Consider the following 14,161-nt stretch of genomic DNA (forward strand, 5'->3'; position numbering starts at 1 on the left):
TGTTAACGTTTGCGCATGAGGTCAGACAAAGCCACCGCGCGCACAATGTCTTTCACGCCCGACTTGTCTTTCTTCGCTTCGGCCGCGATGGCGTTGATGTCGTCCTCGTCATCAATCGTGAGTACACGGCGCAGGCCGTAAGTGCAAAGATGTTCAATGAAGGCGCGCACAAACTTGTCCCGGTCTTCGATGAGCAGACGCTTGAACTCGTTCGAGTCCTTGAAGGCGCGGCCGTCAGGCATGGCACCGGCAGGATTGATCAGAGGGTCGGCGCCTGTTCCTGCGGCGACTTTCTCATGGGTGCGCCATTGGCCGATGGCGTCGTAGTTGTCCCAGGCGAGGCCGAGGGGATCGATCTTTGCGTGGCAGGCGGCACAGTTCGCATTATCGCGGTGCGCCTCCAGTTTGTCCCGCAGAGTGGCCTTGGCGCTGGTCGGCGGATTAGGCTCGATGGCAGGCACGTTGGCGGGAGGTGGCGGGGGCGTCTTGCCCAAGATCACTTCGCTGAGCCAGACACCGCGATGCACCGGACGGTGGCGTGTTCCATCCGAAGTCAGCCCGAGCGATGCACCCATGGTGAGCAGGCCGCCGCGATGATCTTCAGGCTTGAGCGCCACGCGCTGGAAACCATTCGTCTTTGGCTCTGGCAGTCCGTAGAAATCGCACAGCCGCGCATTGGCCATGGTCCAGTCGGAATCCAGGAAGGCATTCATGGGCAGATTTTTCACCAGCATCTCGCGGAAAAACTCCACCGGCTCCTCGCCCATGCTCGTCTCCAGCCACGCATCGTAGGTGGGGTAGAGTTTCTTGTCCGGCGGGAACATGCCCACGCGATGGAGTTGCAGCCACTGCCGTGAAAAATCGTCGATGAAGCGGTTGATCCGGCTGTCCGTCAGCATGCGGCCCACTTCCTTTTTCAACCCTTCACCATTCAGCGTGCCGCCTTTGGCCGCAGTGAAGAGGGCATCATCCGGCATCGAACTCCACAGAAAATACGCAAGCCGCGTGGCCAGCTCCCACTCGGTCAGTTGTTCGCGTGGTGCTGGATCGCCCTCGACGAGATAGAGAAAGTTTCGTGAGGTCAGCACCCCCTGCATCGCCACACGGTAGGCGTCTGCCATCTTCTCGCCCGCCTCGCGTTCGTCACGGTAGGACTTCAGGTAATCCTCCAGCTCCTCCAGTTTCACGGGCCGCCTCCAGGAGCGCTCGGCGAAGCGCTGCAGATGCTCGGCGACCACTTCAGGCGTCGCGTTGTCCTCGGGCACCAGACCTGCACGCCGCGCTTTTTCCGCAGGCGTTACGAGCGGTCCTTCCCATTCGATCCAGTCCAGCAGCACCGTCGAGAAGACGCCATTCCCTTTGTCATCGAACATCTGCGGAGCGTTCGGGTTGAGCAGCAGAGTCTCGCTGCTGTGTGTGAAAATGTAGCCACCCCGGCTGCCGAGCGCATTGCGAAAGGCGGCGCCGCTGCGGCGGTCCACCACATCGGTGGCCACCACGCAGAAATCCAGCGACACTGGCATTTCAAGAAACACCTCAAACTCATACACCTGCGGCTTGTCCTCCGGTGCGGTGAGATCAAACTCGATGAGTCCGTCCACCGTTTCCTCTCCCGTCTTCTTGCCGATGCTCAGATGCGCCGGCTGGCCATCGGGCGGGCGGATGCCGCTGGCCTGGATGCGCACTTTATAAAGTCCGCTGTGCTCCGGCCCCGTCCTGCCAAACCAGTTTGGCGAGAGCGCATTCTGCACCGTGCCCGGGAAAAGCAGATAACGCAGCGGCCGCTTGATGCCAAAACGGTCGAGCGCCGCCTGCTGATCTTTCCCGCCGTTGTAGCGCAGATCCGCCGCGGTCTTGCGCACGAGGCGAGGCTCGCTGGTTGCGGCAGCAGGAAAGGCGCGGTCAAGCACCTGCTCCGCCGCGCGATAGTAGCGGTCCACGTGCGATGGCGAAAGCGTCAGCTCAGAGCCGATGCGCTCAAAGCCATGCCATCGTGTGTCCTCGTTCAGCTCCCCCGGCTTGGAAGGATCGTAACGCACGCCAAGCAAATCATACACCGTGTTTTGGTACTCCTTCCGGCTCATGCGGTAATGCGCGACCGCTGGCCGCGCCGCCATGCGTGCGGCCCTGCCCTCCTTCAGCCGCGAGTCCAGGCTGGTGACGAAGGCGGAGATCTCCTCCTGCGTCGGCTTCTTCTCCTTCTTCGGCGGCATCTCGCCGGAGTTCACCTGCTCGATCATCTCCGCCCAGTGGTGGCTGTCCGCCCCCAACTTGAAATCGCGCGAGAGCTGGTCGATCCGCAGATCCCCCTTCTCCTTCTTGGGGCCATGGCAGTTGATGCAGTATTTGTCCAAAAAAACGTCAAACGGCTCTGCTGCGCGGGTGGCACCGGCAAGGCCGAGGATGGCTGAAAGACTGAAAACAAAACGGGTCATAGGGAGGTCAGTGTGAAACAAACGCAGCCCGTACCGCCTTTATGCACGACCCACGAATTCTCGGGGGTAAAGGCATGTCGGCCGCCCCTGGCCCACGCGGCCCGCCGGGCGCAAAACAGCGCCGAAGGCAGGCCTGTGTACACCTTTGAAACAAGGCGGCGGCGCGCTCGTTGAAGAAGCCGCCCAGCCCCACACCCATACCCCCATGAGATGGCTCTTCCTTTTTCTGTTTCTTGTCTCATCCGTCGCAGCGGAGACCCGCCCGAATGTCCTCTTCATTGTCATTGATAACGTGGACTTCGCCTACATGGGCCAGTGCTACGGCGGCACGGGTCTCACGCCGCACATGGATCGCATCGCAGAGCGTGGGGTGAAATTCACCCGAGCCTATGCCGTGACTCCGCTCTGCGTGCCCAGCCGCTACACCTGCCTCAGCGGGCGCTACGCCTCCCGCGCGCAGCACCCGTCGGCGGACGCTGACGCCGCCGAGGATGATGAAGCAGGCGGCCACATCTCGCTGGAGGCCGATCTGCCCAATCTGCCCAACGTGATGCAGAAGGCCGGGTACCGCACCGGCTTCGTCGGCAAATATCACCTGGAGGCGGAGAAATACGCCCGCTACCAGGGCAAGGATGGCAGCGTCTTTAGCTCCGAAGCAGATGCCTGGCTGAAGCAGCGCAGCGCGTGGCTGACGGGGCGCATCAAAGAACGTGGGTTTGATTCCGTCGCTGCGCCCATCGACTTCCGCACCTCGCAGTTCAGGGGCATCGACCTGTACGGCGAAGACTTCAGCCACAACATGGAGGCGGAGGTGCAGGGCGCGCTGAACTTCATCGGCGAGAACCAGCAGCGCCCCTTCTTTTTGTATCTCTCCACGCATCTGCTGCACCTGCCCATCAAACCGCAGCTTCTGCTGGAAGATTATGCCAAGTATGGCCGCGTCACGGAGGGCGGCCTGCTGCCAGAAGCGCCCAAGGTGCCGATGCCTTCGCGCAATGAAATCTACGACACCGCCAAAGCCGCCGGGGCCAAAACGGCGCAGCAGTTTGGCATGCACTGGCTTGATTGCGGCATCGGCGCGGTGGTGCAGCGCCTCGAAGAGCTGAAGCTGCTGGACAACACGCTCGTCATTGTCTTTTCAGACAACAACCAGCGCGGCAAAGAAACCCTCTATGAAGGCGGAGCGCGCGTGCCGCTGCTCATGCTGTGGCCGCAGCGCTTCAAGGCAGGCTCCGTCTGCAGCCGCATCGTGGCCAACACCGACTTTGCACCGACGATCTTCGACGCCTGCGGCATCACTCCGCCCGCCAGCATGAAGTTGGATGGCCGCAGCATCCTGCCTGTGCTCGCGGATGACAAAGCGCCCTGGCGCGACGCCCTGCTGCTCGAAAACGGCCACACTCGCGCGGTGGTGACCGACGCCTGGAAATACGTCGCCCTGCGTTATCCGCCCGATGTGGAGGCAAAGATCGCCGAAGCAGAGCGCACCGGAGACTTCCCGCGCCTGACACCCAAGGCGCAGCAGTTTTTCGAGAAGTTCAAAAAGACGCTCACTCCCGAGCAGTGGCAGTTTGCCCGCAACTCCTGGCGCTGGCACACGCAAGGCAACAACTACATGAAGTCCATCGACGACTTCCCCTTCCAGTTTGATGCCGATCAGCTTTTCGAAATGAAGAGCGGCCCCGAACCGCAGGACACTCAAAATCTCGCCGCCGACCCGGCGCATGCCGCCGTGCTCGCGGACATGAAAGCAAAGCTCAAACAAGCACTCGCCCCGCTCGCGCAGCCCTTTGGCGAATTTGGCACCCCCTATCCCGCACCGGCTCCGCTGACACGCAGGCAGCAGCGCAAGATGTCCAAGTAACCCCCGCCTTCACCAGCGCGGCACGATTGATTTCACATACTCCTGCTGCCATGCGTCCACATCCTCGCGAGTGACCACCGGGGCGTTGGGATCGTCGATGTGGGCTTTCACGTGGCGGATGATCACGCCTTGAGCATCCGGCGTGGCGGCAGCGGCACGGATGCGCAGATAGCTGACGCCATTCAGCGTGCGCGAGTGCAGCGGCAGCGTGGAGACCGGCGCATCATCCAGCCGATATTCGCACTGGCCGCGTGCGAGGTCCCAGCGCATAGAGAGCGTGTGCCACTCATCCGGCTTTGCCTCGCCCGTGGTCACCTTTGCCTGAAACACCGCGGCGTCTTCACCGAGTGTGTTGGAGGGATCAAAGAAGCGGTCATTGAGGGAGAAGATCGCGCCCTGCGATCCGCCAGGAAGGCGGATGCGTGCGGTGAGTTCACCACGCCAGCCATTGGGAAAATTCCACACCGCTGTGTCAGGCTCGCTGGGCGCCTCCGTGGAGGCGGCGTGGCGCACATGCAGACTGCGGGAGCCTTTTTCGTCCGGTGTTTCGATGAGCTCACAGCCAGTGCGGCGCGCACGCCACCAGCGTTTTGCGGGGCCGATGTGCTGATAGGTGCTCCACTGCGCCAGCCCGTCGCTGAAGTCCGACTCAGCCGCGGTCTCGGTGATCCAGGCAGGATCGACCACAATGGGATTGCGCCCGCCTTTGCCCTGACCTGCCAGCACGATGATGCGCCCCTGCTCATCAAAGGCCGCGAGCGGATAGGCCGTGCCGCGATCTCCCGAAGCAGCGGGATTGTCATTGCGGCGATGATCAAGGTAGATCTCGCGAAAGCCCTGCCACGTGCGGCCGTCATCATCCGAGATCGCAATGTGCAATGCGTCGCGCCCGCCGTAGACTCCCACACCATCGTGCTTCGGTGGCAGCTCGCAGTTGTTCCAGGTCAAAACGAGCCGCCCGTCCCGGTGGCGCAGCAGATTCGCAGGGCCCGTGGAAGTGCGAAAGCGCGAAGGTGCGGCCACCGACCAGGTGCTGCCTCCATCTTTGGAAAAGGACTCGTAAAGACAGCCAGCTTGCGTCCGCATCAGCATCCAGATGGAGCCATCGCGCCTTTCCTCAAAGCATGGCTCGCAGGCACCTTCGTTCGCACCGTTGAAGCCATCATAACAGGGAGAGGTCAGCCGCGAAGCGCTCAGCTGCCACGTTGCTCCGCCATCGTCCGAATATTCGATCACCGTCTCGTGGCGGCCCGTGGGCGGAGCCGCTTTCGAGTGTGGAAGAAAGCTGCCATGCGGGACCAGCAGCCGTCCGCTGGCCAGTCGCTGGTATTCCATTTGCGAGCCATTATAGCCACGCCAGGTACGCACCGGAGCACCCACCGCATCCACATTCCCTTGCTGATACCACATGTCGAGATACATCGGCAGGCCGATGCGTGCAGCGTCTTCCTTGGAAAGGCGCTCCGACTTCACTGTGAGACTGCGTACAGTGCCATCGGCAGCCAGCAAAGTTTGAGCATTGTTGAGGATGCCGCTGGTGACGAGAGCTTTGGACTTGGCCAGGCTCTCCGGCAGCGCTGGCAGCAGCGTGTATCTCTCACCTTTGCCGTCTGGCAGGCGCAGAGGCTCGGCCCTTGGCGTGTAGGGATTGTAAAAACAGAAGCTGCCATCCTCACGGCGTAGGATCGCATAACCAGAACGAGTGCCGCTGGGCGCAGTGGCATCGTGTCCGGCATCTTCCAAAAACAACATGCGCGGCGGATCGGCGGCTCCTGCCACTGTGATCGCTATAACGTCGAACAAAAACAGTCCCCAAAAGGCACGTGGCAGCAGGTGTTTCATCATGAGATGGGTGGTGCGAAACGCGCAGGTGCGCTCAATTAGACCTGCGAGAACGCTTTCATACTGGCGTTTTTCCATCCGGACATCTAGCATGATGATCTGGTCCTTTTTCCGAACCACCATGAAAACACCTCAAAATTCCCCCAGTTCGTCCCGCCGTAACTTCGTCAAACAATCCGTGGCCGCAGGCCTTGGCTTCAATTTCATCCCAGCCTACCTCACCAGCGCTCGCGCTGCCGACAATCCCCAGCTCCCGCCAAGCCGCCGCATCAATCTGGGTTGCATCGGCATCGGTGGGCGTGCCGGCAGTGTCATTCCCGGCCTCACCGAGGGAGGCGCCTCCACGCCGGTGGCTTTCACCGATGTGGACTTCGTCGCCGCCAAGGGCCTGGAAAAAAACTTGAAGGCATTCCCGGACGTGAAACGCTTCAGCGACTTCCGCGAGATGCTCGACAAGATGGGCAAGGACATCGACGCCGTCAGTGTCGTCACCCCAGACCACACCCACTTCACCGCCGCCATTCATGCCATGGCATTGGGCAAGCACGTGTATGTGGAGAAACCGCTGACACACACCTTTGAAGAGGCGGAAATCCTCATGCGTGCGGAAAAGAAGTTCAAGGTGGTCACGCAGATGGGCAATCAGGGCCATACCTCCGCCGGAGCCGAGCAGTTCAAGCAGATGCTCGCGGCGGGCATCGTCGATGACATCGTGAAGATCGACGCCTGGAAGTCCCCTTCCCTTTGGTTCATGAACGCCGCCGAGCGCGCGCTCGTCAAAGGCTATCCAGCGGAAGAGCCGAAGCCCGAGTCGCTCAATTGGGACCTCTGGTGCGGCCCGCAGGAGGTGAAGCCCTTCAGCAAGATGTACCACCCCTTCAACTGGCGCGGCTTCCACCTGTATGGCGGCGGCATGTTTGGCGACTGGGGCGCGCACATCATCGACTTCGCCCATGACCACCTCAAGCTCGGCCTGCCCACCCGCATCACCCCGCTCGCACTCGCGGACTACAATCAGGTAGCCTATCCGCTGAGCTCCGACATTCGTTTTGAATTCCCCGCCCGTGGCGAAAAACTCCCCGCCGTGGAGCTCCACTGGAAAGCTGGCGGCGATACCAAAATCGAGATCCCTGAAAAGTTCGGCGATCCCGGCCCCGATGGCAAAGTCGTCATCCCCAATCCCGGCGCCACCGGCTCCCTCCTCCATCGCAAGCAGGGCGACTACCTCGTCCAGCGCGGCTCCCACGACCGTCATTCCCTCGTGTATCCGCGTAGCAAGATGATCGAGTTTAAAGATGCCCTCGCCCTTCACCCGCCGAAGTACAACCACTTCCAGAGCTTCATTCAGGCCTGCATGGGCAATGGCAAAACCGAGTCCCCATTCAGCGTCGGCGGCCTGCTCACCCAGGTGCTCAATCTGGGCACCATCGCCGAATACATGAACGTCGATCTCCAGTTCGACCCCGCCACCAAGCGCTTCATCAACAACGACGCCGCCAATGCCCGCCTCGCAGGCCCGGCTCCGCGCGCCGAGTGGGCAGAATGCTACAAGCTGGCATAAAAGGATACATCGCGCCTCTGGACTGCGCTTTTTGCCGTCCAGAGGCCTCTGCTTCAGCAAAACTTCCTCATCCACCGCTTGGCGCAGTCTGCCTGCTCGCGGGTTTCCAGGCAGCACTTCCGCCGGGCACGGATCCACTGCACCGGATCGCTGCCCGCGGGGATGAAGCCCGCTCTGGCACACCATGCCACGATAAACTGCCCTGTCCTGCCGCAGCCTGCCACGCAATGCACCACCACGGGCTCACGGGCAGCCTGGTGCACGTCCATCAGCGTCATGAAGCGCTCGATCTGTTCATCCGTAGGCACACCATAGTCCGGAACATGAATGTGATGGTAGGCCAGGTGAGGCGGCACGTCCTCGCGGTTGTCAAACTCGCAGCAGTTCACCACGGCCCGTATGCCGTGCTCATCATAAAGATCAAACACATACGGATCCGGCCACCAAGACGCTGCGATGACGCCTTCGACAATCCAGGTGAAGGGCTCGGTGCGTTCAGGCTGGCCTCGCTCAGGCCAGTACCACGGGCGGATCGGTGAGGGCATGGGCTATGATTCGAAATAGGTGTCCTCGTGCGAATAGGGCGGGGCGCAGCAGCAGAGGAAGCGGAGGGTTTGGGTGGCGGTGATTTGGTGCCAGGAGTTGGGGGGAATGAGGATGGCATCGCCGGACGTGATGCCACGCATTTCTCCATCAATCTCCATGGTTCCACTTCCTTCCAGGATGAAGTAGAATTCTTCGCTGAGCTTGTGGTAGTGGCGTTCGGTGGGGCGGCCTACGGGGACGACGGCTTCGGCGAGGCTTTGGTTTTGGACGGGGGCGTTGGTGCGGTCCAGGATGCTGCGGATGGTGCTGCCGTCCTTGGTGGTGAAGGGATTCTGCGTGGAAAGCTGGTTGATGGTCATGCAGGGAGTGTGGTAATGCTGCACCTAATGGAAGCGAATGGATTTTCTTTGGAAAAGTGCCGGGCGGTGATCACGGGGGCGTCCTCGGGGCTGGGGGCGGAATTTGCGCGGCAGCTGGCGCCGAGGGCGGAGGTTTTGGTGCTGGTGGCGCGGAGGGCGGAGGCGCTGGAGGGGGTGAAAAGGGAGCTGCCGGAGCGGTTGAAGGTGCTGACTTGTGTGTCGGATCTGGCAAAAGATTCGGGTATCCGAAATGTTTTTGAGTTCCTTGAGGCAAACGGGGTGAAGCCGAATTTGCTGATCAATAATGCGGGGATGGGGGATTATGGGAGCTTCATGAGTTCGGCGGAGGAGAAGACGCGGACTCAGCTTGATTTGAATGTGACGGGCTTGACGATGCTGACGCATGGGATGCTGACGCGGATGGATCGGCCGGGGGGGATCATCAATGTGAGCTCGCTGGCGAGCACGCTGCCGATGCCGGAGCTGGCGGTGTATGCGGCTTCGAAGGCGTATGTGACGAGTTTTTCGGAGGCGCTGGCGGTTGAGCTGGCGCCGAGGGGGATCACGGTGAGCTGTGTGTGCCCCGGGCCGACGCCGACGAATTTTAGCAAGACGGCGAAGCGTGAGGATGGGGGGGACACAAACCGGGAGGGTCAGGGGCTGCTGCGGATCCCGCCGCAGCAGGTGGTGGGGGAGGCGCTGAGGGCGCTGGAGGAGGGGCGGGCTTGTGTGTTTCCGGGGCTGGGGGTTTCGATTGCGGGAAGGCTGTTCAGGCTGGTGCCGAGGAGGTTTTTGCGGTGGATGCTGAAGAGGCGCATGGCGAAGGAATGATCGTTGCGGAGCGGGTGCGTTGCGTTGTACAGTGAGGTGTGCGCTGTCCTGCCTGCCGAGCTCCTGCGATGGAAACTGACGCTGCCTGCCGGCAGTGCGGGTTTTCGCTGGAACTGGCGGACCGGACGTTTGGGATTGCGCCGGCGCTGCAGGGGCCGATCGCGGATACTGCGGGGGTGCTGGGGCCTTTGGCTCACAGGCGGGCATTGCATGTGATTGAGGATGTGGAGCGGCGGTTTCCACAGCTGGGGGTGGCGGTGGTGCTGATGGATGTGCCGCAGCAGGCGCCGCTGGTGCCGTATGCGTTCTGGCTGTTTAATCGCGGGAGCTTGTCGAGCGCGGTGGAGAAAGGGGGCGAGAACCGGCTGGTGATGCTGCTGGTGGACACGGGCTCTGACCAGGCGATCACGATGGTGGGCTATGGGCTGGAGCCGTTTCTGCAGGAGGTGCCGCTGCAGTCGTGCCTGCAGGCGGCGGAGCAGCCGCTGCGGCGGAAGCGGTATGCGCAGGCGATTGAGTCGTTTGCGCGGGAGCTGGACCGGCAGCTGGTGGAGATGTGCCGTCTGCTGCCGAAGCAGTTCGGGCTGGTGGAGGAGTCGCTGTGGCTGAATGCGTGTGCGGCGGGAGAAGAGGCTTTAGGTATGGCGGAAAACCTGTATTGATAGGGTTATGCTGACACGTCGTGACTGGTTACTTCTGGGCCTCCTGGGCGGGGGCTCTTCTTCCTCTTTGCTGCGGGCTGCGGAGCATTTGCCGCAGTCGGTGACTTTCAAAGGGGTGGAGAAGTTCCAGCAGGTGGTGGCGCGGGCGATGGCGGAGAACTGGGCGGCGCTGCCGATGGGGGCGCGGGTGGCGCAGTTCGGGCTGGCGCTGCGGGGGACGCCGTATGTGGGCTGGACGCTGGAGATTGATGACCGGGTGGAGTCGCCTTCGGTGAATTTTCTGGGGTTGGACTGCTGGACGTTTTTTGAGGTGTCGCTGGGGCTGGCGCGGATGATTGGGAGGCGGAAGAGCGCCTATGGGCCGTCGGATCTGCTGCGGGAGATTGAGGAGACGCGGTATCGCGGCGGGGTGTGCCGTGGGAACTATCTGGACCGGATTCACTATCTGGATGAGTGGTTCACGGACAATGCGGCGCGGGGGAACATTCGCTATGTGACGCGGGAGGTGGGGCCGGTGGTGAGGCTGACGGGTAGAGCGAATGATGAGATGTCGCTGAATCCGAAGCTGTATCGTTATTTGAGGGCGTCCCCTGCCCTGGTGCCGCAACTGAGGCAGTTGGAGGCGAGGCTGGAGAAGGTGCCGTTTGATTTCATTCCGAAGGATCAGGTGGCGGCGTGCGAGGGGAAGATTCAGAGCGGGTATATCATCGGGATCGTGACGAATCGCGCGCATGTGTACTGCTCGCACGTGGGCCTGGCGCTACGGACGGGGGATGGGGCCTGCCGGTTCATGCATGCGTCAGCGACGTATAAGAAGGTGGTCGTTGATAAGACGATTCATGAGTATTTGTACTCGGTCAAGAGCCATGCGGGGATCGTGGTGGGAAGGCCGAGGTGAGGGCTCGGCGGGACCAATCCCCCGCCGCAATAGACTGGGGAAAGTGCTATTGCCAAGAATACTAATAACCCAGCAAAAACGGATTAGATAGGAAGGCTACGCGGGCCAAACTGCACTGCAGTCCACATGCTTACCCAACAAATGCTTCCCGGCATAGCTGCTTCACACTGTCCATCCAAAAGCGGCGATAGGAGCCTTCTGGGCTTCGGTTGCGATCTTTGGTGAACAAAGAGAGGCGCACTTGGACTTCAATTTCACCATGCCGAAACAGTTTCGGTGTTCCGTCGGCATTCTCGTAGAGGCGCTTGAAGCCGTCGATCTTGCGCTCGGCATCAATTTGTTCCATGCCTTTGGGATCCACAAAGAGGATCGTGTAGCGCTTGTCAGAGCGGCCCCAGAAAATGAAGTCTGGAATAAACCTGGCAACGCGGTTGTCCTTCGGATTGTAGTAGGGAATGAAAGGAGTGTCGATGTATTGGTCCAGCTTGCTGAACATCCACCATTCCAGATCACGTAGGGGGCAGTCTTGTTTTTTGACAGCTTCACGCAGTTTGTTGAGGAAAAACACCTCGCTCTCGGTGTCGATGATGTGGCGAATGTACTCGAGTTTCCTCCCTGTCGAATACATCACGGGCAGGTAGTAATGATTGGTGATGTATTCGAGCGCGAGATCCTCGTTGTATTTCTGCCTGCCTGTCAGACCAGCGTCTTCCATCAGCCGTGCGGCTTCGCCGAAGTCAAACTCTCCCTGCTGATAGCGCGTCTCAATGTCTTTGCGTTGCTGCTGGCCTGCGGGTGTCTGTGAGAAAAGCACTTTGTCCACGCGCTGCTGAATCTCCGCCGCGTGCTCCTTGTCCACCGCCATGTGCTTAAAGTGTACGATGTCGGACTCACCGATTTCCCGCAGCCGTTCCAGTTCTTTCTGCCGCAGGCCGAAGTAATCCATTACACGACCAACCATGACCTCCATGTTGCGATACTCCCGGTTGCTGTGCTTGAGGAAGTAGGTGTCTGAGTCCGCCATGCTTTTGCGGAAGTGTTGGAGCTTCTTCGGCGTGCCCCCATGCGTAAGGAGCAGCACGCGATCATCTGACGCCCGATCGTTGTAGGCTTCCAGCAGATCAAAGTCCGTGTCCTTGACTTCAAATTTCGACGGCACACGTTCTTCAATGAGCGGCGTTCCCATCTCGCGATACTGCGGGACCAAGAGCAGACGTTGCGCCACCTGGGGATTCACCTCCAGCTGCAGAAGCTGCTGAGTGTCCGGCTTCTCCTTTTTGAGTTCCTGAAGCACCACGTTCAGCGCATCGCGATTCGTGCCCAGCACATAGAGTGTTTCGGGATAGACCGTCGCGGGCTTGATGCGGCGGAAGAGGTCTTTGTTCTCGAACTCCTCGCTTAACTCCTCAAAACGCCGCCGTGCTCCCTGCCAGGACTGCACACGCACGCCACGGCCCACGGACTGCATGATGAACTTCTTCGCATCATCACCCATGCCGATGTTGACGAAATTGATCACGTTCGGCCGGTTTGAGTCCCAGCCTTCGTAGAAGCTGCGTGAACCCATCAGGATATTGATGGACGAATCCAGCGCGTTGAGGTCTTTGAAGAAGCTCTCCGTTTCGAGTGTCTCGATGTAGTCAAATCCCGTCAGCTTCTCCTTCAGCCAGCCAGACACATCGCCGATTTTGATGAGGGCAAAGGGCTTTGCCGAGGTCTTCATCTTGAAGGCGATCTCCTGCTTGTTGCCGGGGCGGGCGAGCACCTCGATCTCCCCGCCTTCAGACTCGCAGTTATACACGTCGCGCCACACGTCGTTTACCGTCAGCGCTTCCAGTTCTTCCTTGGCGATCTGCACCGTGCGTTTGTCTTCGTAGAGGAACTCAGGCTCGTCTCTCAGTTCTTCCCACAGCTCCGCCTTTGCTTCCTTCCAGACCTTGGCAGGCACATCACCACGCCCGATTGCGAGAATCTGTTCGAAGTAGAGTTTTAGGTCGGCATCCTCGGTGTTCACGCTGTTGACCAGCGCCATCAGCATGGGGTGGTGGTAGAGCGTGGACTCCTGAGCCACCTTCCGCAATTCGCGGACCTTCTTTGCTGTGAAGGCTACCAGCAGCATGCTTTTCGCCACCACCTTGCGCTTTTCCTCGTCGCTGTAGTCCCCCGTCCCGCGCTTCTGGAAGGCGTCCAGCTCCTGCTTCAATATGGCGATGTGCTTGCCATAGCCACGGCTGATAAACTCCGCGAGGTTGAAGTTGTGGACCGTCGTAGCCACATCCAGCGTGTCGGTGAAAGTGGCGGAGAAGTTGAAGAGGAAGCCTGCCCGACTCAGGATGCTGTAGATGTGCTTGCGCTTGCTGTCCTCAGCACCGCCCTTGTGCGCTTCATCCAGCAGTACATACCAGCGGCCGTTGTTGTCGTAGTTGCGGAAGTCCACGATGCGCTCTTTGTGCTCATCGCTCACGTTGTCGGAGCGGTAGAAATACACCCGCAAGGTGGAGTCACGCCCCAGCAGACCACCGGGGCTTTCACGCTTCGCTTCGGGATACTCGCGCAGCTCCCGCAGCTCGATATGGACGGGGCAGTCTGGCGCGTGATTGTAGTCCCACACGGTTTTCTGAAACTGTTCGATCAAATCCTCCCGGCAGGTCAGGAAGAGAACGTCGTTCACCGGGATTTCTCCGCGCCGCATCAGCAGGTGCAGCAGTTCCAACAGCTTCACCAGCACAATGGTTTTGCCGCTGCCCGTGGCCATCCAGAAGCCCATTCGATTGCACAGGCTTTGGAAGTCCAGCATCGGCTCCTCCTCATTCAGTGGGAAGAAGTCATGGATGAGTTCCAGCAACGGGCGCTTCACCTTCTTCAGGTCCAGATTCAGGCTTCGGCGCTCCTTGGGCGTGAGATGCATCTTGTCTTCGTACAGCTCTGCCAGCCGCTCGCAGCGCTTCGCAGCTACGGTGGCAACCTCGCCGGGAGCGAAGTCTGCAAAGTCATCATAGTACTGCCAGAGCACCGCCAGCGCCTTGCGCAGCGCACTCTGCTGGTAGTCCCACAGCTTCTTGCCGGGGGAAAAGCGCGCCAGCTCGAACGTGTTCCAGTTCGGCGGCAGGGCCTCAAAGGCGACCTTCTCGGCCAGATGTTCGAGGGATTTGAGCGGCATGGC

10 protein-coding genes are annotated in these 14,161 nt (G+C 60.5%); 5 read left to right on the plus strand and 5 right to left on the minus strand.

What is annotated here, in order from left to right:
* Positions 1-2: 2 nt before the first annotated feature.
* The gene (locus ACILSO_RS06665; protein WP_395736596.1) at positions 3-2,435 is read right to left on the minus strand and encodes a DUF1592 domain-containing protein; all 2,433 of its coding nucleotides are present in this window, start codon (positions 2,433-2,435) and stop codon (positions 3-5) included.
* A gap of 205 nt (positions 2,436-2,640) precedes the next feature.
* On the opposite strand from ACILSO_RS06665, the gene ACILSO_RS06670 reads away from it, so the two are divergent.
* Positions 2,641-4,299 carry a sulfatase gene (locus ACILSO_RS06670; RefSeq protein ID WP_395736597.1) on the plus strand — a complete coding sequence of 553 codons (1,659 nt, stop codon included), beginning with the start codon at positions 2,641-2,643 and terminating at the stop codon, positions 4,297-4,299.
* Between the two features lie 9 nt (positions 4,300-4,308).
* Here ACILSO_RS06670 and ACILSO_RS06675 read toward each other — a convergent pair whose 3' ends face one another.
* On the minus strand, positions 4,309-6,144 hold the full coding sequence (locus ACILSO_RS06675; protein WP_395736598.1) for a sialidase family protein: 1,836 nt from the start codon (positions 6,142-6,144) through the stop codon (positions 4,309-4,311).
* Between the two features lie 118 nt (positions 6,145-6,262).
* Here ACILSO_RS06675 and ACILSO_RS06680 point away from each other — a divergent pair, with 118 nt between their 5' ends.
* A complete protein-coding gene (locus tag ACILSO_RS06680) occupies positions 6,263-7,702 on the plus strand; it encodes a Gfo/Idh/MocA family oxidoreductase (protein WP_395736599.1) in 1,440 nt (479 codons plus the stop codon).
* A gap of 53 nt (positions 7,703-7,755) precedes the next feature.
* On the opposite strand, the gene ACILSO_RS06685 is transcribed toward ACILSO_RS06680, so the two are convergent.
* Both ACILSO_RS06685 and ACILSO_RS06690 read right to left on the minus strand, forming a co-directional pair.
* Positions 7,756-8,247 (minus strand): fused DSP-PTPase phosphatase/NAD kinase-like protein, encoded by a 492-nt coding sequence (locus ACILSO_RS06685; protein WP_395736600.1) that lies wholly within the window; start codon positions 8,245-8,247, stop codon positions 7,756-7,758.
* Between the two features lie 3 nt (positions 8,248-8,250).
* Positions 8,251-8,607 (minus strand): cupin domain-containing protein, encoded by a 357-nt coding sequence (locus ACILSO_RS06690; protein WP_395736601.1) that lies wholly within the window; start codon positions 8,605-8,607, stop codon positions 8,251-8,253.
* A gap of 15 nt (positions 8,608-8,622) precedes the next feature.
* Between ACILSO_RS06690 and ACILSO_RS06695 the strand changes: the two genes are divergently transcribed.
* The 3 genes from ACILSO_RS06695 (at position 8,623) to ACILSO_RS06705 (ending at position 10,998) form a co-directional block, all read left to right on the plus strand.
* Positions 8,623-9,438: an SDR family NAD(P)-dependent oxidoreductase gene (locus ACILSO_RS06695; protein WP_395736602.1), complete on the plus strand. Its 816-nt coding sequence runs from the start codon at positions 8,623-8,625 to the stop codon at positions 9,436-9,438.
* A 68-nt stretch (positions 9,439-9,506) separates the two neighbouring features.
* The gene (locus ACILSO_RS06700) at positions 9,507-10,100 is read left to right on the plus strand and encodes a TPM domain-containing protein (protein WP_395736603.1); all 594 of its coding nucleotides are present in this window, start codon (positions 9,507-9,509) and stop codon (positions 10,098-10,100) included.
* A gap of 7 nt (positions 10,101-10,107) precedes the next feature.
* Complete coding sequence (locus ACILSO_RS06705) at positions 10,108-10,998, plus strand: N-acetylmuramoyl-L-alanine amidase-like domain-containing protein (protein WP_395736604.1); 891 nt, start codon at positions 10,108-10,110, stop codon at positions 10,996-10,998.
* Between the two features lie 130 nt (positions 10,999-11,128).
* Here ACILSO_RS06705 and ACILSO_RS06710 read toward each other — a convergent pair whose 3' ends face one another.
* Positions 11,129-14,158 carry a DEAD/DEAH box helicase family protein gene (locus ACILSO_RS06710; protein WP_395736605.1) on the minus strand — a complete coding sequence of 1,010 codons (3,030 nt, stop codon included), beginning with the start codon at positions 14,156-14,158 and terminating at the stop codon, positions 11,129-11,131.
* Positions 14,159-14,161: the final 3 nt, after the last annotated feature.

Origin of the sequence: Prosthecobacter sp. (assembly GCF_044226605.1) — a bacterium.
In the GTDB taxonomy this organism is placed as follows: domain Bacteria; phylum Verrucomicrobiota; class Verrucomicrobiia; order Verrucomicrobiales; family Verrucomicrobiaceae; genus Prosthecobacter.